Here is a 22118-nt window from a genome sequence, read left to right as displayed (position 1 = left end):
GACTTGCAGCTGGCATCAGAACGGCTGACGCCGGGGCGCGACTCATGTCAGGATGGTTCTCTTTAAACCTTCCGGCTCCTCGCCGATTTTTCGCTGCGGCTGCAGCAGAGATTTTCTGATGTTTTCATCCTTCGGCCAGATTGCCGGCCGTCCGCAATTGCTTGTCTTGTCCTTGATGATCTTCGCCCAGGGCTCGGCCTTCGGGGCAACAATCCCGTATCTTTCGGTGACCGCGATCGGCACGCTGGGAATGAGCGATCAGGCCTTCTCGCTGCTTGTATTGGTTTCGTCGGTTACCGCCGTCGTGATCAGCGTGTCGCTCGGCATACTCTCGGACCTCTTAGGTGACCGTCGCTATATGCTGATGGCAATGTCGGCGCTCGGCGTCATCGGTTACGGCGCCATCTACATCTTTCCCTCGGTGCCGGTCTTTCTTGGCGCAACCTCGCTGGTGGTGCCCTTCTTCTACGCCACCAGTTCCCTGCTCTTTGCCAGCGCGCGGCTGGAAACCGGCGATATCGAACCGGCGGATGCAGCCTCGATCAACGGCACCTTGCGCGCCATCGTCTCTGCGGCCTGGGTAGTGACGCCAGCGGGACTTGGGCTGGCGCTTGGGGCGTCCGGCAACATGCTCGGTGCCTGGGGGCTCGCCTCGTTGTTTTGCCTGTTCATTCTTATCTGCGCGACGTTCATCCTCAAGGCTCCGCCGAGCCGGCCGGCCCGTGACACGTCGGCGCCTGGCTTTCTTGCCGCGCTCAAGGAACTCGGCGCTCGCGACGTGCTGATCCGCATGGTTTCGATCGCGGCGATTACCTCGACCTTGCGGCTTAGCGGCACAGTCTGGCCTCTGATCCTCACGCTGCAGCTTGGCGGCAAGACTGCCGATGTCGGACTGATCGCCGGCATGACGGCACTTATCGAAATCCCCTTCATGCTGATCTGGGCGCATCTGCTCAAGCGCCACGGCATCGTCGGCATGATCGTGACGGCGGCGCTTGGCTACGGCGGCTATATGGCAGCCCTCAGCTTCGCTTCGGCACCGTGGCACATATATGCGCTGGCGCTGCCTGGTGCAGCCTTTGCTGCAGCACTTCTGGCGCTGCCGCTCAGCTATTTCCAGGATCTTTTCCCCGGACGCCCAGGCCTCGGTACGGCTTTCCTGCCGATCAATTCCTTCCTCGGCAATGGAATCAATGCGGCAGCCTTCGCGGTCGGCTCGCATTACCTTGGCTATTCCGGATCGGCGTGGCTCGGACTGGTGCTGGCCGTATTCGGCGTGATCGGTCTCTTGTCAGTGGAACGACGCGTGGCGCGTGCCAGTTCTGAAAGCTGATCCGCCTAGAAGCTCAAAATTCCGCCGTCTTCGGGCACCAGCAATCGGCTCTGATCTATTGAGGCGGTAGCAGCCATTTGCCTTAAATCGGCGCGCGAGACCGTCGCATGATCGACCGCATCGAGATGGGTGACAACAACCTTTGCATGACCTGACAGCCTGACCGTCTCGAGGACCATTGGACCATCCATGACCAATGGCCCCTTGCCCTTCCAGAGCGCGCTACAGCCGTGGACCACGACGACATCGGGTCGTTCATCCGCCAGGATGGCCTTCACCTCCGGGCACAGGATCGTGTCGCCCGCCCAATAGAGCCTCGGCTCACCGGGCGCCTCGATGAGGAAGCCCGAGACCTCACCCATGTCGTCCAGCACCTCCGGCGGGCCATGTTTGCCATCCGTCGTCCGGATCCGAACCGAACCAAGCGTCAGCCCCTGCCCGATCGCTCGGACGTCTTCGAAGCCCATCTTCGCAATCGCCGCCTGGTCGCGACCGTGACAGAGAATCGGCATGGATTTCGGCAAGGCCCGCTGTGCCGCATCGTCAAAATGGTCGGAATGCAGATGCGAAACCAGGACCGCATCGATGCCATGCAGCAGTTCGTCGACCGACAGAGGCAAATCGACGAGCGGCGAGGTAGCGCGGCCGGAATAGCTACGCCCTTCGCCCTTGGCCGCAAGCCAGGGATCGATGAGCAGCCGGACATCGGCCATTTCGACGACGAGCGTCGCACTCCTGATAAGCCTGATCTGCATGCTCTTTCTCCATCCCTCGAACACGAAAAAGCCGCCCCGAAGGACGGCTTTCTCTGAAATTCAACCGGAAGCCCGAGATTACTCGGCGTCGCCTTCGGCGGCCTTCTTCTTCGGAGCAGCCTTCTTCTTCGGTGCGGCTTCTTCGCCTTCTGCAGCGTCTTCAGCCTTGGCAGCAGCCTTCTTCTTCGGAGCGGCCTTCTTCGCCGGCTTGTCGCCTTCTTCGGCGTCGTCAGCGAGCAGTTCGTCCTTGCTCACGGTCTTGTCGGTGACGGAGACTTCGGCGAGCAGCTTGTCGATGACCTTCTCTTCGAAGATCGGCGCGCGCAGCGAAGCGGAAGCACCCGGCGTGTTGCGGAAGAAGTCGAGGATCTGCTTTTCCTGGCCCGGGAACTGCTGCAGCTGTGCGAAGAGCGAACGCTGCATTTCTTCTTCGGTCACTTCGATGCCGGCCTTTTCGCCGATTTCGGAGAGAACGAGGCCGAGGCGGACGCGACGCTCGGCAAGCGCGCGGTATTCTTCGCGGGCTGCTTCTTCCGTCGTGTCTTCATCAGCGAAGGTCTTGCCGGACTGGGCGAGATCGGTGTTGATCTGGCGCCAGATGTTTTCGAACTCGGCATCGACGAGCTTCGAGGGCGACTCGAACTTGTAGAGAGCGTCGAGCTGGTCGAGGATCTGACGCTTGACCTTCTGGCGGGTGACGTTGCCGTACTGGCTTTCGATCTGGCCGCGAACGATTTCCTTCAGCTTCTCAACCGATTCGACGCCAAGCTTGGTGGCCAGTTCGTCATTGATTTCGGTCTTGGCCGGGCTTGCGACTTCCTTGACGGTGATGTCGAAGGTGGCTTCCTTGCCGGCGAGGTTGGCTGCCGGGTATTCAGCCGGGAAGGTCACGGTGATGACCTTTTCGTCGCCAGCCTTCAGGCCGACCAGCTGCTCTTCGAAGCCGGGGATGAAGCGGTTCGAACCGATGACCAGTTCTGCGTCTTCGTCCTTGCCACCGTCGAAGGGAACGCCGTCGACCTTGCCGAGGTAATCCATGGTGACGCGGTCGCCGTCAGCAGCCTTGCCCTTCTTGGCTTCAAAGGTGCGGGCGCTCTCGGCGATCTTTTCGATCTGCTCGTTGATCTCGTCTTCGGAGACTTCCACGACTTCGCGGGTCACCTTGATGCCGTCGACCGACTTCAGTTCGATCGCCGGGATGATTTCGTAGGAGAGCGTGAACTCGAGGTCAGCCTGGGCCGACAGGATCTTTTCCGCTTCCTTCTCGTCCTCGGTCATGACGATTTCCGGCTGGGTCGCCGACTTTTCGCCGCGCTCCGAGAGGATCGCCGACGGCTTGTCGCGGATGATCTCGTTGACGAGTTCAGCCATGATCGACTTGCCGTACATCTTCTTGACATGGGAGGTCGGCACCTTGCCCGGGCGGAAGCCGTTGATGCGGACCTTGTCCTTCACCTCGGCCAGACGCTCGTTCATGCGCTGTTCCATGTCCTTGGCCGGAATGACGACCTTGATTTCGCGCTTCAGCCCTTCAGCGAGCGTTTCGATAACCTGCATGTTCTTACCTTCATGTCGTGGCGGCCGTGCTCGGACAGCCGGTGTTTTCCCTGAGCACGACGCCGGAATTGATTTTCCCGGACGTGGCTGCGTCGCAATTCGTCAACAATCTGCCAAGCAAAACGGCGCCGGACTGACAGGAGCCACACCTCGGTGTTCTCTCGTCGATCCCGCGCGGCTTAGCTGGTGCGGGTAGAGAGACTTGAACTCCCACGCCTTGCGGCACCAGAACCTAAATCTGGCGTGTCTACCAATTTCACCATACCCGCGTCCAAAAGCGCATGTCGCATTCGCGCATGGCCCCTCCGGAGCGCGCGTCTCTATAACACCCGTTTTCCCCCACGCAAAGGAAAAATGACAGTGTTGCAGGGCGCTCGCGGCCTGCTTCACAGGCATTTCAGCAGGCGAATGGCCCCGTTCAGTAGAGCGGCTCTTCGTAGAGGGGTTCGCCGTCGAGCATAAGGGCACGAATCTGTGCCTGGCCCTGGTCTGAAACACGAACCGCGACAGAAACACGTCCCTGGTTCCGGCCGTCCTCGATCGGCTTGCCCTCGCCTTCCGGCACGTAATAGCGCTCGATCCCATAAGAGACCGTCAGGTTTCCGGTATTCTGCCACACCCATTCATAGATCGTGACGGGCTGGGACCGCAGAACCACACTGCCATCCTCCGGAGAAAGCGGATCAAATGAAGCTTCAGCGACACTCCAGAAGCCGTCCGTTCCGGGCTTCAAGCGGACATGGAGTCGGGCCACCTCCCCGGTTTCAGGCCTCGGACCAGTGATCAAGTCGATGGACACCAAAGAAATATCATAGGTCAGCACCACGTAGTCGCCGCGCAGCAGATCACGCGGATCGACAGGTGCCGTTCTCAAGAGAACTTCCGTTCCCGACCTCAAGATGCCGGCCCGGCCCTCGATCATGTAGCCGAGTATCGCCGTCTGGAGGAGAGCGATGAACAGCGCAACAGCGGCAAAGGGTTTGGCAGCGATCATGACTTCACCTCTGCGGCAGGACGAGAAAAGCGCTTCTCGAGGCGAACGACCACGAAGGCGAGCACAGCCACCACGAGACCGGAGAGCAGGAAGAAGGCGGATGTGCCGAGGATGCTATCGATCGTCTCATAGGACAGGTAGAGGATCTCCGCTGCGAATGCCCCATAGGCGAGGAAACGCACCGCGCCATTGTCGCGACCATCCAGGGCGATGGCGGCAATCGAGAGCCCGAGAATGACAATGCCGAGCACCGCGATCGACACCGCATCCACGGCGCTTCCCTGCACATAGGCGTAGCCGCTCAGCGCCATCGCTAGCGTGTAGAAGCTTGCGGACGCACCGAGCCTGCGATGCAGGTCAGCCAGAGGCGAACGCGGCAACGTTAGCGCCAGGAAGGCGAGTGTCGCGACAAGAGCCACGACGAGGGCGTAGAGCTCGCCCCGATCCAGGATGGCCATCCACCAGATCCAGGCGAGGAGAAGCATGTAGCCGAGATGTTTGGCGCGGTCCGCGCCCGTCCAGCGCGACAGGCCAAAGACCAAGGCTGCCCCGAATGGCGGCCACCAGGCCCAGAGGCCGTGGCTGCCGACATCCCAACCGAAACTGTCGAAACCGCCGCCGAAAGTGACGAGCGCGAGCATACCGGTCACGACAGCCAGAGCGCCTGACCGCAAGAGGGCCGCAGAAACGGCGGCCACCGAAAACCACAGGAACATCGCCGAGAAGGTATCGCCCGAAAGGTGATACAGCTGGCCGATCAGCGCAATCGCCCCACCGAAAGCTGCAGAGCCCAAAACGAGAGAGGCGGCGGCAATGCGGTCGGCGCCGCGGCTTTTCGCAAGCAGCGCCACCAGATGAAAGATCCAGATCAGACCGATGATGCCGACGACCTTGGTCAGCCGGGGAATCAGTTCCCAGTTGGCCGCGATCAACATCAGCAGAGATGCCGCGATCAGGACAGCTGCGAACATCGACAGGATCGACCCGATGCTGAAGCCCGAGCCGCGGCGATCCACGTCATCGATCAGCCTCGTGGCCGTGGCGCCGTCGATCAGCCCCCGCTTGACCCAGTCGTCGAGGTCGCGCTTCAACCTGCCTCTGTACATCTGCCTGCCCCCTTGAATTCGAAGGCAATCTGAAACGACACAGGCAGAAAAACAAGCAGCAAGGCACAGAGAGCATTAAAGCCAGCCGCCCATGCAAGAACCGCATGCCTTCCATGCTCTTTTTGCACTGCACAAAGTCGTACGTGTCGCCTATATTCATTCTCAACAGAGCGACGGAACTTCTGGCGCTTCTTCTTCGACCCGCTCACTCCTCCTCCCAGAGCGGGATCGATTGGCCAACGACACTCCTCCTCCCAGTCGTTGGTCTGCAAAAATGACGCTCACCGGACCTCCTCCCCCGGTGAGCGTTATTTTTTTGTCTTCTCCCCACTTCTGACTGCCTTGTACTGCGGCCTGCCGTATGACCTGCCCAAATACAATGCACGATGGGATCTGAGGCAAACGCACAAAAAATCATCGGTTAACAATGGGTTAAATCGGTTGATATGCGTAAGACGCATGGGTGCTCTGCCGCATTATGTCTTCAATGATTTCGCATCGCAGCATATATTCACATCAACAAATTCGAAGGGGCCCACAGACGGGTCCAAACCACCAAAGAGGTAGACCCCATGAACATCGCTCGCTCGCTCAACAATTGGCGCAAGTATCGTCAGACCATCACCGAACTCGGCCGCATGTCGGACCGCGAACTGCGTGACCTCGGCATTGGCCGCGAAGACATCCGTCGCGTTGCCCGTCACGCCGTCAACGGCTGATTGGTCCCGACCTCGGTCGGATACAGAATAGAAAAACCCCGGATCTCCTCCCAGATCCGGGGTTTTTCTTTGTCTGGATATCGGTCAGTCCTCGCGGACAGACACGATAACATCGTGAATGAGCTTCAGAACCGCCGGTGCGTCGATCTCGGTGCAGATCTTCTGGCTCGGCAGGTCGCCATCCCAGTCGGAGGGACCGAATCCACGGCCATCCGGCTTCTGAATCGTCTGACCATCGGCAATGCCGCCGCAGACGACGCGGATGACGCCGCTGCGGGTCTTGAAGAGTTCGGGCGCCACGACATAAACGCAAGCGCAGCTGTCGTGCACGACCATGCCGTCGTCGACGAGGCCCTCGTAGAAATCGATGTAGAACTGCGACAGGTCGAAGAGCAGACGTGCGCGGCTGGAGCCGGCGGCGTCTCGGATGTCAGCCAGCTGCGAACGCGTCATCACCGTCTGCATGGTGACGTCGAGGCCGACCACGACAACCGGCCACTTTGCCGTCATCACAACATCAGCAGCCTCCGGATCGCCATGGATATTGGCTTCGGCGGCCGGCGTCACGTTGCCGTTGACGTCGAAGGCGCCGCCCATGATGACGATCTCCTTCACAAGATCGACGATCTCGGGGTCTTCCTTCAGCGCATTGGCGAGGTTCGTCATGCGGCCGACGGCAACGATGGTCACCTCGCCCGGATTGGCGCGGACCGTTTCGACGATGAAGCGATGGGCGGGGCGCGGATCGGGATGGACATCCGTCACCTCGGGCACGCCGATATTGCCGAGGCCATCATCGCCATGGATGAATTTCGGCGGCGCATGGCTCACGCGATGTGGAATGAAGGTCTCACCGGCGCCGCGCGACACAGGTGAATCGATCTTCCACTCACGCTTCAGATAAAGCGCGTTGCGGGTGGTCACATCGATCTCGGCATTGCCGAAGACCGTGGTGATGCCGAGGAGATCGATGTCGGGATGATGGTGCAGGAAGAGGAGCGCCATGGCGTCGTCGACGCCAGGATCCGTATCGAAGATGACTTTATGCATGAATGTGACGTCCTGTCTGAGAGGCGTGTTTGATACCGCAATCCCAGGGAACAAGAAAGCTTTGAAGGCGGCTCTTCAGCGAAATTGCCCATCAGACTTGCGCGCGGAGCTTTCGGACGTCACGGCCTGACGATCCAACGGCAGGTGAACCAATAGCCAGCTGTGAGGATGACCAACAAACCGGCAATGCGCAGCAGGAGGCGATCGATGTTGGTGGCATAGGCAAGCTGGCCAAAGCCGTAAGTGACAAGCCCGAGGGCCATGTAGCCAACACCGATCCGCCACCATGCCGGCCGCACGCCGCTCATTGCTCCCAGAATCAAGCGGCAGAGCGGAAGCGCCGGTAGCGCCCACAACATGATGTTGAAGGTCCACTGCCAAGCCGTGCCGCTGTCGATCACGTTGTAGCCGAGATAGCTCCTGAACTCCCTGAGCGGCCCTTGCGACATGTTGACCAAGAGATAGACGAATGCCGTGGCCACTGTGACAAAACAGCCGGCGAGGAATGCGGCGAGAAAGACGGCATATCGGCCGATGGGCGAACTTACGTGACGCCCACGCACTGCTTCAGCCACGAGCCTTCTTCTTCCCGACATTGCGCAGCACATGACTGAAATCAGAATTGTAGAGATCGCTGTCGCGGAACTCGACATGACCGAAGACCTTTCCGACCAGCACCAGTGCGGTCCGCGTGATCTTCGCCTTGCGCACCTCTTCCGCCATGTCCTTCAGGGTCGTGCGGATGAAGAGTTCGTCCGGCCAGGTGGAGCGATAGGCGATGACGACAGGGCAATCTTCGCCGTAGTAGGGAGTCAGGGTATCGCGAATATGGGTGAGATTGCGGATCGACAGGTGGATCGCAAGCGTCGCCCGCGACTTGCCCAAAATCTCCAGCGTCTCGAATTCCGGCATCGAGGATGCCTTCATCTCGGTGCGGGTGACGATGACCGTCTGGGCGATCTCCGGCAGCGTCAGTTCGGTCTTCAGCCGTGCTGCGGTCGCGGCAAAGGCCGGCACACCCGGCACGACGTCATAGGGAATGCCGAGCGTATCGAGCCTGCGCATCTGTTCAGCGATCGCGCCGTAGATCGAGGGATCGCCGGAATGTACGCGCGCGACATCCTCTCCGCGTTCATGAGCGGCGACCATATCGGCGACGATCTCGTCGAGATGCATTGGCGCAGTATCCTTGACGAGAGCACCCTCTGGTGCTGCCTCGACGATCTCCTCCGGCACCAGCGAGCCGGCATAAAGGCAGACCGGGCAGCGCTCGATGAGGCGCAGGCCACGCACGGTGATTAGATCGGGGGCTCCGGGCCCGGCGCCGATGAAATAGACGGTCATGCTTCACTTCCCTTCATGCCAGTGTCTGCCTTCCCGGAATATCCGCGTGGCGTGTAGACCCAGGTCTTGCCGTCGCCCGTCGTCACCGTCCGGCTTTCCGAGGAGCCGACCACCACGACGGTCAGCATGTCGACGTCGTCGACGTTCAATTCTCCAAGCGGCACAGTGCGGACGTTCTCGCCCTCGCGGCCGAGATTGGTGGCGAGGATGACGGGGGTCGTGGCCGGGCGATACTTCAACAATTCATCGCGGGCATAGGCGAGCTGCGTGCGGCGCTTCATCGAGACGGGATTGTAGAAGGCGATGACAAAATCGCCCTCGCCTGCCGCCTTTACCCGGCGCTGGATATGCTCCCAGGGGGTCAGAAGGTCCGAGAGCGAGATGGTGCAGAAGTCATGGCCGAGCGGCGCGCCGATGCGGGCAGCGGCGGCCTGGAGTGCGGAAATGCCGGGCGAAACCTGCACTTCGATCCGGCTTGCGGCATCGGTGATTCCCCCCTTGTCGAAGAGCTCGAACACCAGCGTTGCCATGGCATAGATGCCGGCGTCACCCGAGCAGACCAGCGCCACGGTCTTACCCTGCCCGGCCAGTTCCATGGCATGCACGACGCGCGCCTCTTCCTTGCCGAGATCGAAATCGTGGCGGGTCTTGCCGTCCGCCAGAGGCCCGAGCAGGTCGAGATAGAGCGAGTAACCGACGAGATCCGTTGAGGCCGCAACCATGCGCGAGACCTCGGGCGAGCGCCAGCCCTCCGAACCCGGACCGATGCCGACGACGAAAAGCGTGCCGCGGGCACGGCCTACCGTCTTCGGGTCGATGATATCAGCGGCCCTCGCAATCGCGGCTGTGGCGCCCTTGGACTTGATCTTCTCGACAACGAGGTTGCCGGACGCGCCGACAGCCGCAAGCGCTGCCCCTTCCGCTACGCCATGGCAGCCGACTTCGGCAAAGACGACCTCGGACGGGTTCTTCAGGCGAGGCGCCTCGGCTTCGAGCGTGGCTGCGCTGAAGAACCGGGCCGGCACTCCGAAATGGGCGGCCACGGTGTGGATTGCCGTTTCGTCGGCCTTCAGGTCGATCGAGCAGACGGCAGCGATGCTTGCAGGGGCGAAACCACCGTTGGCGAGCGCTTCCTCGGCGAGTGCGATCGCTTCTTCCGGCTTTGCATGCCGCTCACAGCCCATACCGAGCACCAGCGTCTTCGGGTGATAGACGAGTTCCAGCTCGCCTGCGGTCTTATGTTGGTCGGTCACGGAGAGCGTCACGCGGGCCTCTTGTTCAAATGGAAGTCTTGATTGGGTGAGCCAGGCGGCGGATGCCCCCCCGAGCCGCACGCCCGCCCCTGCCACAAGCTCCGCCATGACGGCCTTGGCATTCTGCTGATTGGCAAGCACATAGCTTTGAGGAGGCTGATCGAGCGCTAACCCGAACCTGAGATCGCCAGCCGTGGTGATGGCGGCGTGAGCGCCGAGGGGGTCGGCAGTTTTCCGCGCGAGATCGTTGGCGCCGTGGTGACCACCGAGCAAAGGCACGACGGAGGAGCCATCTTCCGCCACCGCGAGCACCGGCGGTTCCGAGTTTTTGTCTGACAGCACAGGGGCGAGCAGCCGGATCAAAGCGCCAGAGGCCATGACGGCAACGATCGGCCGGCCGGCGGCAAACAGCGCCTGGATATGATTCTTCGCAGAGGTAAACCGCACATCCGCCTCCGCGACGCGGGCGGCGGCGGCATGCAATTCCCCCCCGATCTGCTCCGCGATGCGGCGGCCAAGGGACGCGGCTGATGCACTCAGGATGACGACGGCGGGTGTGGCGGGTGATGCGGAGATGTCAGTCATCAGATCCCGCTTCCCAGCGTCTTGGCGAGTGCCGGATGCCAGCGCTCCTCACCCTTGTAGATGAGGATCATCGAGAAATAGGGGGCGGTCTCTTCTGCCACGTCGGCAAGCGGCGTCAGCTTCTGTTCGGCAAGGCTGACGCGTTCCGCATATCCCGCCTGGGCGGTCAGCCCGAGGCTTTCGATCAGCGTGCGGATACGCGCGAAATGCCGGCCGAGCTTGATGATGGCGACAGCACCCGACGCCTCGATACGGGCGGCGAGCTCTTGATCCGAGAGCGGTCCCGGCAGGACGGTCAGCACATCGTTGCGGGCAGCGAGCGGTCGGCCCAGGCCGGCGGCCGCTGCCGTCATCGAGGAGACACCGGGCACGACCTCGGTCGGGTAACGATCCGCGAGCCGCTCGAACAGATACATGAAGGAGCCGTAGAAGAAGGGATCGCCCTCGCAAAGGACAGCGACATCCGATCCGGCGTCCAGATGATGCGACAGCGTCTCGGCAGCCTTGGTGTAGATGTCCTGAGCTGGGAAGCGCTCGACCCGCATCGGCACGATGATCGGCACTTCCAGCTGGGCAGCCGTCAGGTAGGGAGCCGCGATCTGGCGGGCAAAGCTTGGGCCGGTCTCGGGCGCGGGATAGGCGACGACCGGGCACTGCGTCAGGATGCGATGCGCCTTCAAGGTCAGCAGTTCCGGATCGCCGGGCCCGAGCCCGAGGCCATAGAGTTTCCCGGTCATTCAGCCTCTCCCTTTACAACCGTCCACATCGTCACCGGCATCAGCGACTTCCAGCCGCAGTAGCGGCCAACCGGGGCAGCGCGTGCCACCTGGATGCGGGCGAGTTCGCCACCATGGCGGCTGCGGAGATCGACGAGACGCGCCTCGCCTTCTATCGTCACGGCATTTGCGACCAGCCGTCCGCCGGGGGCAAGCGCTTCCCAGCAGGCCTCGAACAGCCCCTCGCCGCTGATGCCGCCGCCGATGAAGATCACGTCCGGGGTCTTCAAGCCCGACAGCACCGCTGGCGCCTCGCCTTCGACCACATCGAGGTCAGGCACGCCGAGGATTTCGGCATTCTCGCGGATCATCGCCAGCCTCTCGGGTTTCGCCTCGATCGCGATTGCCCTGGTGCCCATGCCAGAGCGCATCCATTCAATCGCAATCGAACCGCAGCCGGCGCCGACATCCCAGAGACGGGCATTCGGAAAAGGCGCGAGCTGTGCAAGCGTCGCCGCGCGGATCTCGCGTTTGGTCAGCTGTCCATCATGACGGAAGGCGTCATCGGGCAGGCCCGGCACAGGAGCCAGAAGCGGCCCATCCCAGGCACAATCGATAGCCAGCGTGTTGAAATCCGAGATGACGGGGCATGTCTCGGCCATTTCCAGCGCCGTCATCCGCAAGATACGCTCTTTCGTCCCGCCCATATGTTCGAGCACCTGCAGCACGGAAGCGCCAAAGCCGCGCTCCGCCAGAAGCACGGCAGCGGCCTGCGCGGTGGAAGCATCGGAGGTCAGCGCCAAGATGCGTGCGCGCGGCATGACGTGGCGATTGAGGAAGGCGAGCGGGCGGCCATGCAGCGAGATCTGCGTCACCGATTGCAGCGGCCAGCCGAGCCGGGCAGCGGCGAGAGAAAAGGCGGACGGGCTCGGCAGGACGAACATTTCGTCTGCCGCCACATATCGCCGGAGTGTCGCGCCAATGCCGAAATGCATGGGGTCGCCGGTGGCCAGTATCGTAACGGGCGTACCACGCAGTTTAAGGATTTCCGTAAGCGTCTCGCGGAAACCGGCGCCCCAGGTCAGGATTCGCTTCAGATCCGGCAGGTTCGATCCATCGATGACGGCATCGAGCCGTTCGCCAATAACAAGCGTTTCCGCCTGCCAGACGACCGCCTGCGCCTCGGGGGTGAGGCTTTCAAGCCCGTTGTCTCCGATGCCGATGATGGTGAGCCAAGGGGTGTGCTGCGCGTCAGACATTGGTGCCGAGCCCTCCCGCCAAGGCGTTGACTGCTGCCGAGGCCATGGCCGAACCGCCACGGCGACCACGCACGGCAATGTAAGGGATGCCTCTGGAATCGGCGATCAGTTCGTCCTTGCTTTCAGCGGCACCAACGAAGCCGACGGGCAAACCGAGGATGATTGCCGGCTTGGGCGCGCCCGCATCGATGCGCTCCAGAAGACGGAAGAGCGCCGTCGGCGCGTTGCCGATCGCGACCACTGCCCCTCCGAGATGTTCGTCCCAGAGATCAACCTGGGCAGCGGAGCGGGTATTGCCAATCTCCTCGGCCTTGGGCCGCACGCGCTCGTCATTCAACAGGCATAGGATCTCGTTTTCGGCCGGAAGCAGCCGGCGGATCACGCCGTGGCGGACCATCTCGACATCGACAAGAACTGGAGCCCCCTTTTCAAGCGCTGCGGCACCGGCCTCGAAGGCACCGGCCGACCATCTGATATCATCGGCGAGATCGACCATGCCGCAGGCGTGGATGAGGCGGATCACCAGTGGCTGGAGGACCGTGGGGAAACGATCGAGTGCGGCTTCCGCGCGGATGGTGGCGAAGGACTGGCGGTAGATTTCGGCGGGGTCGCGGATGTAGTCGAGGGGCGACGTCATCGGGGATACCCCCCTCTGTCGCTGCGCGACATCTCCCCCACAAGGGGGGAGAGTGGGTGGTGCCGTGTGGCGGCCTCGGCCACAGCTACATGGTCGCCCAAGGCAGCCCCGGCGGTTGCGGATAGACTATCGATATCAGCGGCGATATCGGCGGCCACCGCAGTCCGCTCCCCCCCCTTGTGGGAGAGATGGCCGGCAGGCCAGAGGGGGGTATCCCCACCCGCGATCTCCAGCTCCCGATGCCCGATCCCGAGCACCCAGCCCTCCTCGGCAATAGACGTTGACACCTCTTCTTCGGTCAGCATCGGCGGACGATCCAGCAGCCTAGCAAGCCGCCCGTCCGCATCGAAGCGTAGAAAGGCCTCGGCGACGGTGCGGACCTGCGCCTGATCCTTCACCTCGTCCTGAGAGGCCAGCGTGAAGAGCGAGGGGTAGATTTCCGCGAAGACGGCGGGCTTTTCGAAAGCCGTGGCAAAGCCGGTTTCGAACGGCCAGACGGCGACGTGTTCAGCGTAGCTGCTTTCGTCGAGGAAGCGCGACAGCCGTGCGATCCCGAGCAGTGTCTGGCTACCGACGGAGCCATTATAGGTCAGTTGCCAGACGGACTTAGCCCCCTTGGCGAACTGCTCAGATCTGCGAAAGGCAAGCGGTGCCTTTGTCGGCGCCGGCGGCTTCTTGTCGGAGAGATCGGCATAGGCATGCTGGTGCGGGCGTCCCCAAAACCGAGGCTCACCGGCAAAATGCGTTGCGTTCCAGCGCGAGGCGAGATCGAAGCGGTTGTTGCGGTTGTCAGGCGCATCCTCGATTTCATCGGCGATCTTGCGCCAGAGGGCACGCCAGTGTGGCACCCCCGTCAACCGCTCGGCAGTACCCGCCGGATAACCGAAGGCGAAGTCGAAGCCGCAGAGAAGCCGTTGGCCTTCAGCGACTGCTGCTGCGACCACCGCATCAAGCCGCTGCATGAAGGCGTGACGCGTGGAGAAGTTCTCGTTCCATTCGATCGCATGCCCATCGCCATCGCGCCGGGCGAGGCACGCCCAGAGCGAGTTCTTGCCGGTGACCGGTTGCCCGGCACCGGACCAGTCGACGATCAGGATGCGATCGAAGAGCGGCATTACTTTTTCTTCTGCATCGACTTTGGCCCCAGCGGATGGTCCGCATGCGGATAAGGCGCGTGGTGGTGATGGTGGTCGTGGCCCTGCGCATGGCCATGGTCATGCGCGTGATCATGACCATGATGATGGTGGCCGTGACCATGGTCATCCTGGTGGTGATGGTGCCCATGGTCGTGCGCATGGGCGTGATCATGATCATGGTCGTGGTGGCCACAGCCACAGTTCGGTCCATGTTCGTGATGCGCCGCCTTGCCCGAGGACGGGGCGTCCATCACGGCCTGCAGCTCGGGGTCCGGCGTCTTGTCCTTGAGAGCTGCGTATTTGCCGCCGAGGGTGAAGGACGCTGCATAGTCGAAGGCCTCAGCCACCGGCACGGGTTTCAGCGGTGCCGGCTCGGCGTGGCTGTGCAGCGGCGTCCAGGGAAGGCCATGCTCGCGACAGAAATCCTGATCGCGGCAGGAGGCATCACAATCTCCCTTGCAAGGACAGTTTTCGAGCCCGCCGCCGATACCCTCGACATGGTGATGGTGGCTCTCCTGGCGCTGACCGACATCGGCTTCGAAGCCGAGCACCTGTTCGCGGTACTTGCACATCTGGCAATTCATGACAGCCGCGCCTTCGAGGATTTCCCGAACGCGATCCTGGAAGGCATCCAGAACCAGCGGGTGATCATTGAGGTAACTCGCCTTGACGAACTGGATCTCGGGATGTCGCGCTGCCACCTCGTCGGTGTAGCTGTAGATGCGCTTCACCAGCACGCCGGTGAAAAGGAAATACGGGAACACGACGATGCGCTTGTAGCCAAGCTTGGCGGCATGGGTCAGGCCCGGCTCGACCAGTGGGAAGGTGACGCCGGAGTAACAGGTCTCCCCCCAGCCGAAGCCCATGCCTTCCCAGAGCATGCGCATGACCTTGGTGGCATTGGAATTGGCATCAGGATCAGACGAGCCGCGACCGACGACCATCAGCAGCGTCTCGTGCTTGTCGACAAAACCTAATGTCTCGTTCGCCTCGTCGACGGCCGTCCGGATGCGGTCTCCGGCAGCACGGATCATCTTCAAGTCGATGCCGAGTTCGCGGCCGTAATTGACCACCATGCCGGGGTTTTGCGCCTGGTATGTGTTGAGCACCGAGGGAATGTCGTTCTTGGCGTGGCCGGCGGCAAACAGCATGCCGGGAACGGCCAGCACGCGGGTCACACCCTGTTCACGCAGGCTGTCGAGACCGGCCGAAATCACCGGGTTGCAGAACTCAAGATAGCCGTACTCGACCGGCATGTCGGGATTGCGGGCGCGCAGCGCCTCCGCGATCACGGCGAATTCCTTCGCCGCATTCTGGTTACGGCTGCCGTGGCCACAGACCATGATTCCGAGTTTTTCCGCCATAGACAAAGGCCTCCCTGCTTCGTTTTTTCTGCCTGTACGAAGCGCCGAACCATCCACCTCTTCAGGCGTGGTCCATGGCCTTTGGGACAGCTCCGGAATTGGCCCCCTGATTGGGTCGGCCGCACCGGACTATTTCCAGCCTGTCGAACAGGCGCCGTCGCACATTACCACGAGCTTTATCGAAGCCTTATCAAACGGTCAAACCGGATTGCGGCGCTTTGTGTGACGGAAACGGCAGTTCACAGAATGTCCCTTGTGCGACCTGCACGACACGGCCTTGCAAGGTTGCGCAGCCGAGGCGTTTGGTCCACAACGGCGCCACCTTCCCTCACCCTTCACGAGTCTCCCCGTGGCCGATCTCGCTTTCCAAGCTTTGCTGCTGCTGTTCATTGCCGCCTTCATCGCCGGCTTCATCGATTCGATCGCGGGTGGCGGCGGGCTGATTACCATTCCCGCGATGCTGATTGCCGGCATTCCGCCGCTGGAAACGCTGGGCACCAATAAGCTGCAGTCGATGTTCGGCGCAGGGTCGGCAACGCTTGCCTATGCCCGCAAAGGCCATGTGGATCTGAGGAAGCAACTGCCGATGGCTGTCATGGCGGTGATCGGTGGTGCCATCGGTGCCCTGATTGCAACGGTGGTGCCAGGCGACGTGCTGCGTGTGCTCATGCCCTTCCTGCTGGTTGCCATCGCGCTCTATTTTGCGCTGAAGCCGAACATTTCCGACGAAGACCGCCATCAGCGCATGACGCCCTTCGTCTTCGGCGTGACGCTTGTGCCGCTGATCGGCCTCTATGACGGCGTCTTCGGCCCCGGCACCGGCTCGTTCTTCATGCTCGCCTTCGTTTCGCTTGCCGGTTTCGGCATGCTGAAGGCAACGGCGCATACGAAGCTTCTGAACCTCGGCTCGAATCTCGGCGCCTTCCTGATTTTTGTCGCCAGCGGCGTGGTGCTCTGGAAAGTCGGCCTCCTGATGGGCGTCGGCCAGTTCCTCGGCGCCCAGACCGGCTCACGCTTCGCCATGCGCAAGGGCGCCAAGATCATCAAACCGCTGCTGGTCGTCACCTGCGTGGCACTCGCCATCCGGCTGTTGGCCGACCCGACCAACCCGATCCGGGTTTGGCTCGGGGTCTGAGGTTCAGTACTCCACGCCGATCTGAGCCTTGATGCCCGAGCGGAAGGGGTGCTTCACCAGTTCCATCTCCGTCACGAGATCGGCAAGTTCAATCAGCTCGTCCTTGGCGTTGCGACCGGTCAAGACGACATGGGTCATCGGCGGTTTCTCTGTCGCGAGGAATTCCAGCACATCAGCCAAATCGATGTAGTCGTAGCGGATGGCGATGTTCACCTCATCGAGCAGCACCATGGAATTGGCGGGATCGCGGATCAATTCCTTGGCCTTCTCCCAGGCGGCCTTGGCCATCGCAATGTCACGTGCCTTGTCCTGGGTCTCCCAGGTGAAGCCTTCGCCCATGGTGTGGAACTCGCAGAGATCCGAGAAATGCTTCAGGATCAGGTCGCGCTCGCCCGTCGACATCGCCCCCTTGATGAATTGGACCACGGCGCATTTCTTGCCGTGTGCGATGTGGCGGAAGATCATGCCGAAGGCGGCGGATGACTTGCCCTTGCCCTTGCCGGTATGAACGATGATCAGGCCCTTTTCGCCGGTCTTGGTCGCCATGATCTTGTCACGGGCGGCCTTCTTCTTGGCCATCTTTTCCGCATGGCGGGCGAGATCGGTCTCGCCGGTGGCAATCGTTTCCTCAGTCATGTCGTACTCCCGGAACTATTGAATTCTTTTGCGAACCAGATGGGTTGCGGTTTACCACAACGGTGACCGCGCCCCTCCTTCAAGAGACGCCACCTTGCCCCTTTGGCAAGTCGTCCACTATGTTGAGCCAGTCGACGCGCTCGTCCCAGTGCCAGTGCTCGCGGATCGCTACGGAAAGCCCATCATCAAGGCTCGCGACATAGAAATCGATATCATCAGGCCGTCGCTCAGTCTCGAACGACATGGGCGACCCGCAATTGCTGCAGAAGCCGCGCCGCACACCCGGGGATGAGGCGTAAAAGTGCAGACTGTCTCCTTCGAGGCGCGCGCTGTCGCGCGGAACGGTGAAGAAGGTCGTTACAGGCGAAGAGGCAGCCCTGCGGCAGCTCTCGCAATGGCAATGACCAGAGCTGCGGACGGGTCCAGAGGTACAGAAGCGCACACCTCGGCACAGGCAATGCCCCCGCAAGGCCATCGTGTCACTCTGTTGAACGTCAGACATGCAACTCTCCCTCGGCAAGTTCGCTCAAGGTGAACTTGGCTGAGTTGCTCTTCGGCGTCCACAAGCCGCGCTCGATTGCCTCGATTAGCCGATCGGCGAGCTCCCTTTGCGCCGGAGCATTTTTCTCGGCCATGAAGTCGCGCACGCGGTCATCGAGGATGAAGGCCTGGTAGACGGCTTCGAAATGATGGTCGCGGACGGCGCCCGTCGTTGCGGCAAAGGCGAACATGTAATCGACCGTCGCGGTGATCTCGAAGGCCCCCTTGTAGCCGTGGCGCATGACACCCTCGATCCACTTGGGATTGATGACACGGGCGCGCACGACACGGCCGATCTCTTCCTCAAGGCTGCGGATGACAGGCTTTTCCGGCCGCGAATGGTCGTTGTGGTAGACCTTGGGCCTGACACCCGCGACATGTTCGATCGCCGCCGTCATGCCGCCTTCGAACTGGTAGTAATCGTCGCTGTCGAGCAGGTCGTGTTCGCGGTTGTCCTGGTTCTGCACCACGGCCTGTACCGAGCGCAGCCGCTCCTCGAACAGCCCGCGTTCCGCCTTGCCCTCCTCGCCTGCTCCATAGGCATAGCCACCCCAAACGAGATAGCTCTCGGCGAGATCTGCGCGGTCGGTCCAACCCTTTTCGTCGATGAGTGCCTGCAGGCCCGCGCCATAAGCGCCGGGCTTGGAGCCGAAGACGCGGTAACCGGCGCGACGGGTGGCCTGTTTTTCATCGAGCCCTTGGGCGACCAGTTTGCCGGTATCGGCTTGCACACGGGCCGCAATCGGATTGTCACCTTCGTCCTCGTCGAGAGCCGCGACGGTACGCACCGCCTTGTCGAAAAGTGCGATTTGCTCTGGGAAGGCGTCACGAAAGAAGCCGGAGATGCGCAGAGTCACGTCGACTCGCGGGCGTCCGAGGATTGCCATCGGGATCACCTCAAAGCCGGTGACGCGGCGCGAGGCCATGTCCCAGAGCGGCTTGACGCCGATCAGCGCCAGGGCCTGGGCGATATCATCGCCGCCGGTGCGCATGTTCGACGTGCCCCAGGCAGTGATGCCGAATGAAACAGGCCATTCGCCATGGTCCTGCACATAACGCTGGATCAAGAGCTCGGCGGATTTCTCACCAAGTTCGTAAGCCGCCGGTGTCGGTACGGCGCGGCTGTCGACGGAGTAGAAATTGCGGCCCGTCGGCAGCACGTCCGGCCGCCCGCGCGTCGGGGCGCCAGAGGGGCCGGGGGGCACGAAACGGCCGGCTAATCCCTTGAGCAGGCCATTGATCTCGGCGGGGCCGGAATTGACGACGGCAGGCTTGAGGCGAGTTTCGATCTCAGCGAGCACGGCGCGGGTGCGCGGCCAGTCATCCGGGCAGGCGATATCACTAGAAACGAGCTTGGCGGCGAGGAGTTCGATACGCTCAACCGTGTCGCCGTGGGTGCGCCAGGGAGCGTCGGTGAGATCGGCGAAGATTTTGGGCCTCGGACCGGTCCAGAGATCCGACATTACGCAGTCGAGGGGATCAAAGATGCGCCCCTCATCCGCCCTTCGGGCACCTTCTTCCCGCAAGCGGGGAGAAGGGGGCACGCCGTCGGCGGTGTCGCCCTTCTCCCCGTTCAACGGGGAGAAGGTGGCCGGCAGGCCGGATGAGGGGCTGTGCCCCAAAACGTCCCTAGCGATTGCTCGCTGCAGGCTTGCATCACCGCCCTCGCCCTGGCCGCGTGGCACCCGGGCCAGCGCGACAACGAGATCGGTCAGCAACCGCCCCTCGGGCGCAAGCCCGAAGATGTGCAGCCCGTCACGGATCTGCATCTCCTTGAGGTCGCAGAGATAGGCGTCGAGCTTTTCCAGCGCCTGATCCTCCGTCTCACCCTTGGCGATGCCGGCATCCTGGTCGAGGCCGATATCGGCGATCAGCTCGAGGATCTGCTTCTTGAGCAAATTCAAACGACGCGGATCGCCGCCCGAGGCCTCGTAATATTCATCAACCAGTGCCTCCAGGTCCTTCAGCGGTCCGTAGCTTTCGGCCCGCGTCAGAGGTGGCGTCAGGTGGTCGATGATGACAGCGGCGGTGCGGCGCTTGGCTTGCGTGCCCTCGCCGGGATCGTTGACGATGAAGGGATAGAGATGCGGGAGCGGCCCGAGGACGACTTCGGGGAAACAGGTTTCCGACAGCGCAAGCGCCTTACCGGGCAGCCATTCGAGATTGCCGTGTTTGCCCATATGGATGACGGCTTGAGCGCCGAATTCCCGCCGCAGGAAGGCGTAGAAGGCGAGGTAGCCATGCGGCGGCACGAGATCCGGGGAGTGATAGGTTTCCTTGGGATCGATGTTGTAGCCACGGGCCGGCTGGATGCCGATTATCAGCTTGCCGAAGCGCATCAGCGGCAGTGCGAAGGCACCGTCGAGATGGAAGGGATCGGCTTCTGGTGCACCCCAGCGGAAAGTGACGCGATCTTGAACTTCTTTGGGAAGACCTTTGAAGAACTTTATGTAATCACTGACGGAAAGGCATTCGCGAATGACCCGACCGTCATTCGCCGCATTGGTCGGACCTGCCATCAGGGCCTGCATCAGCGCATCGCCATTGGCGGGCAGATCGGCGACGTCGTAACCGGCGTCACGCATGGCACGCATCACCTCAATCGTGCCGGCGGGGGTGTCCAGTCCGACGCCATTGCCGAGGCGGCCATCGCGGTTCGGGTAGTTCGCCATGATCAGCGCCACGCGGCGATCGGCGGGTTCGGTTACGTGGAGCTTCGCCCAGTTTGCGGCGAGTTGCGCCACGAATTTCATACGGCCTGGGTCGGGCTCGTGGCTGACGAGATTGGCTTCCACGCGCTCGTCGAAGCGCGCCTTCGACTTGAAGGAGACGGCACGGGTCAGCACTCGCCCATCGACCTCCGGCAAAGCGACGCTCATTGCCAGATCGCGGGCGCTCAAGCCCTGGCTCGCATTCTCCCAGGTGGTACGCGGCGAAGATGAGAAGATCGCCTGCAGCACGACGGCGCCCGTCTCGTCGAGTACGGTCGACGGCTTTTCCGCGCCCGGGGTCGAGACGGCAAAACCGGTGGTGTTGATGACAACCGATGGCGAGAAGCGGGCAAAGATGGCGCGCAGGGTATCGACGGAGACCTGGTCCTTGAGGCTCGACACGAAGACCGGCAGGGGAATCAGGCCCTGGTCTTTCAGCGCGTCGACCATGGCTTCGACGGGCGCCGTTTCGCCGCTCTGGACGAGGGCGCGGTAGAAGCAGAGTGGGGTTACATTCCCTCTCCCCGCCTGCGGGGAGAGGGTCAGGGTGAGCGGCTGGGCTTGCGCTGAGATTTGCCCCTCATCCGCCCTTTGGGCACCTTCTCCCCGTGAACGGGGAGAAGGCAGAACCAACGCCTGCGTCTCGCCGCTCTCCCCCTTTGTGGGGGAGATGGCCGGCAGGCCAGAGGGGGGCGCCGCAAACGCCAGCCTCTCCCACTCCTCAACCCCGATCACGCCCCTGTCCGGCCACCAGATGCCGGCCTTCAGCAGCGGGCGCGCCGGTTCAGGCCTGTCGGTGCCATCGAGAATGGCCTCGGCATAGGATACAAACGCCGAGGCATTGCCCGCCCCGCCTTCGGTGAGATAGGTCCACAGTGCTTGGCGATCGTCATCCCGACAGGCCTGGAAAGGCGAAAGCCCTTCATCCGGCTTGTCGTCTCCCGGCAGCACGACGATAACAGCGCCGTTGCGGCGGGCTGAGGCGTGCAAGGCCTCCAGCGCATAGTGAAAGTAGCTCGCCCCGCCCAGCGCCCTGACCACGATCAGCCGCGCATGGCGTGCCGTGCGTTCGATATAGGTATCGACCGACATGGGGTGCTTGAGCGTCATCAGGCTGGCAAGCCGCCAGCGAAGCACCTCTCCGCCCCTCGCCGCCACCGCTGCAGCAATGGCCGCAAGCTCCGTATCGGCCGCCGAGAGGAACAGCACGTCCCCTGGCGTCTGGCCGAGATCGATCGCCTCGTCGCCGTCGCTGATCGATCCCTTCTGGGCAAGCAGGAGATGCATG

19 protein-coding genes and 1 tRNA gene are annotated in these 22118 nt (G+C 62.2%); 3 read left to right on the top strand and 17 right to left on the bottom strand.

The window, feature by feature from the left end; translation table 11 throughout:
• Positions 1-118 precede the first annotated feature (118 nt).
• Positions 119-1333, top strand: a complete 1215-nt coding sequence (locus ACQKP1_RS09455) for an MFS transporter (RefSeq protein WP_427275044.1) — start codon at positions 119-121, stop codon at positions 1331-1333.
• A 5-nt stretch (positions 1334-1338) separates the two neighbouring features.
• Here the strand turns inward: ACQKP1_RS09455 and ACQKP1_RS09450 are convergent, their stop codons facing one another.
• The 5 genes from ACQKP1_RS09450 to ACQKP1_RS09430 form a co-directional block, all read right to left on the bottom strand.
• Entirely contained in the window at positions 1339-2088 is a 750-nt protein-coding gene (locus ACQKP1_RS09450; protein WP_427275043.1) for an MBL fold metallo-hydrolase, read from the bottom strand.
• Positions 2089-2166: 78 nt separating this feature from the next.
• A complete protein-coding gene (tig, locus tag ACQKP1_RS09445) occupies positions 2167-3645 on the bottom strand; it encodes a trigger factor (RefSeq protein ID WP_203015810.1) in 1479 nt (492 codons plus the stop codon).
• Positions 3646-3829: 184 nt separating this feature from the next.
• Positions 3830-3914: transfer RNA gene (locus tag ACQKP1_RS09440), tRNA-Leu, on the bottom strand.
• A gap of 149 nt (positions 3915-4063) precedes the next feature.
• On the bottom strand, positions 4064-4639 hold the full coding sequence (locus ACQKP1_RS09435; RefSeq protein ID WP_427275042.1) for a GDYXXLXY domain-containing protein: 576 nt from the start codon (positions 4637-4639) through the stop codon (positions 4064-4066).
• Positions 4636-5745, bottom strand: coding sequence for a DUF2157 domain-containing protein (locus tag ACQKP1_RS09430; RefSeq protein WP_427275041.1), 1110 nt, complete (start codon positions 5743-5745; stop codon positions 4636-4638). Before ACQKP1_RS09430 ends, ACQKP1_RS09435 begins: the two co-directional genes overlap by 4 nt.
• A 572-nt stretch (positions 5746-6317) precedes the next feature.
• On the opposite strand from ACQKP1_RS09430, the gene ACQKP1_RS09425 reads away from it, so the two are divergent.
• Entirely contained in the window at positions 6318-6464 is a 147-nt protein-coding gene (locus tag ACQKP1_RS09425; protein ID WP_006728511.1) for a DUF1127 domain-containing protein, read from the top strand.
• An 84-nt stretch (positions 6465-6548) separates the two neighbouring features.
• Here the strand turns inward: ACQKP1_RS09425 and ACQKP1_RS09420 are convergent, their stop codons facing one another.
• From ACQKP1_RS09420 to ACQKP1_RS09380, 9 genes are all read right to left on the bottom strand, one after another.
• Positions 6549-7514 (bottom strand): nucleoside hydrolase, encoded by a 966-nt coding sequence (locus ACQKP1_RS09420; protein WP_427275040.1) that lies wholly within the window; start codon positions 7512-7514, stop codon positions 6549-6551.
• Positions 7515-7633: 119 nt separating this feature from the next.
• Entirely contained in the window at positions 7634-8089 is a 456-nt protein-coding gene (locus ACQKP1_RS09415) for a hypothetical protein (RefSeq protein WP_427275039.1), read from the bottom strand.
• A complete protein-coding gene (gene cobM / locus ACQKP1_RS09410) occupies positions 8082-8858 on the bottom strand; it encodes a precorrin-4 C(11)-methyltransferase (RefSeq protein WP_427275038.1) in 777 nt (258 codons plus the stop codon). Before cobM ends, ACQKP1_RS09415 begins: the two co-directional genes overlap by 8 nt.
• Positions 8855-10696, bottom strand: a complete 1842-nt coding sequence (gene cobJ / locus ACQKP1_RS09405; RefSeq protein ID WP_203015797.1) for a precorrin-3B C(17)-methyltransferase — start codon at positions 10694-10696, stop codon at positions 8855-8857. Before cobJ ends, cobM begins: the two co-directional genes overlap by 4 nt.
• On the bottom strand, positions 10696-11433 hold the full coding sequence (cobI, locus tag ACQKP1_RS09400; protein WP_427275037.1) for a precorrin-2 C(20)-methyltransferase: 738 nt from the start codon (positions 11431-11433) through the stop codon (positions 10696-10698). The genes cobJ and cobI overlap by 1 nt, the downstream gene beginning before the upstream one ends.
• A complete protein-coding gene (cbiE, locus tag ACQKP1_RS09395) occupies positions 11430-12671 on the bottom strand; it encodes a precorrin-6y C5,15-methyltransferase (decarboxylating) subunit CbiE (RefSeq protein ID WP_203015777.1) in 1242 nt (413 codons plus the stop codon). Before cbiE ends, cobI begins: the two co-directional genes overlap by 4 nt.
• Positions 12664-13308: a precorrin-8X methylmutase gene (locus tag ACQKP1_RS09390; protein WP_203015775.1), complete on the bottom strand. Its 645-nt coding sequence runs from the start codon at positions 13306-13308 to the stop codon at positions 12664-12666. The genes cbiE and ACQKP1_RS09390 overlap by 8 nt, the downstream gene beginning before the upstream one ends.
• Positions 13305-14423 carry a hypothetical protein gene (locus ACQKP1_RS09385; RefSeq protein ID WP_427275036.1) on the bottom strand — a complete coding sequence of 373 codons (1119 nt, stop codon included), beginning with the start codon at positions 14421-14423 and terminating at the stop codon, positions 13305-13307. The genes ACQKP1_RS09390 and ACQKP1_RS09385 overlap by 4 nt, the downstream gene beginning before the upstream one ends.
• Positions 14423-15808, bottom strand: a complete 1386-nt coding sequence (locus tag ACQKP1_RS09380) for a sirohydrochlorin chelatase (RefSeq protein WP_427275035.1) — start codon at positions 15806-15808, stop codon at positions 14423-14425. The genes ACQKP1_RS09385 and ACQKP1_RS09380 overlap by 1 nt, the downstream gene beginning before the upstream one ends.
• Before the next feature lie 349 nt (positions 15809-16157).
• On the opposite strand from ACQKP1_RS09380, the gene ACQKP1_RS09375 reads away from it, so the two are divergent.
• Positions 16158-16943, top strand: a complete 786-nt coding sequence (locus ACQKP1_RS09375; protein ID WP_427275034.1) for a TSUP family transporter — start codon at positions 16158-16160, stop codon at positions 16941-16943.
• 3 nt (positions 16944-16946) lie between these two features.
• Here the strand turns inward: ACQKP1_RS09375 and cobO are convergent, their stop codons facing one another.
• From cobO to cobN, 3 genes are all read right to left on the bottom strand, one after another.
• On the bottom strand, positions 16947-17579 hold the full coding sequence (gene cobO, locus ACQKP1_RS09370; protein WP_427275033.1) for a cob(I)yrinic acid a,c-diamide adenosyltransferase: 633 nt from the start codon (positions 17577-17579) through the stop codon (positions 16947-16949).
• Positions 17580-17658: 79 nt separating this feature from the next.
• On the bottom strand, positions 17659-18054 hold the full coding sequence (locus tag ACQKP1_RS09365) for a GFA family protein (protein WP_427276429.1): 396 nt from the start codon (positions 18052-18054) through the stop codon (positions 17659-17661).
• A 19-nt stretch (positions 18055-18073) separates the two neighbouring features.
• Complete coding sequence (cobN, locus tag ACQKP1_RS09360) at positions 18074-22117, bottom strand: cobaltochelatase subunit CobN (protein ID WP_427275032.1); 4044 nt, start codon at positions 22115-22117, stop codon at positions 18074-18076.
• Position 22118 lies beyond the last annotated feature (1 nt).

It is taken from the genome of Allorhizobium sp. NPDC080224, from assembly GCF_050281005.1.
Lineage (GTDB): Bacteria > Pseudomonadota > Alphaproteobacteria > Rhizobiales > Rhizobiaceae > Allorhizobium.
The sequence above is the reverse complement of the archived record's forward strand: the minus strand, read 5'-3'. Positions and strand labels throughout refer to the sequence as shown.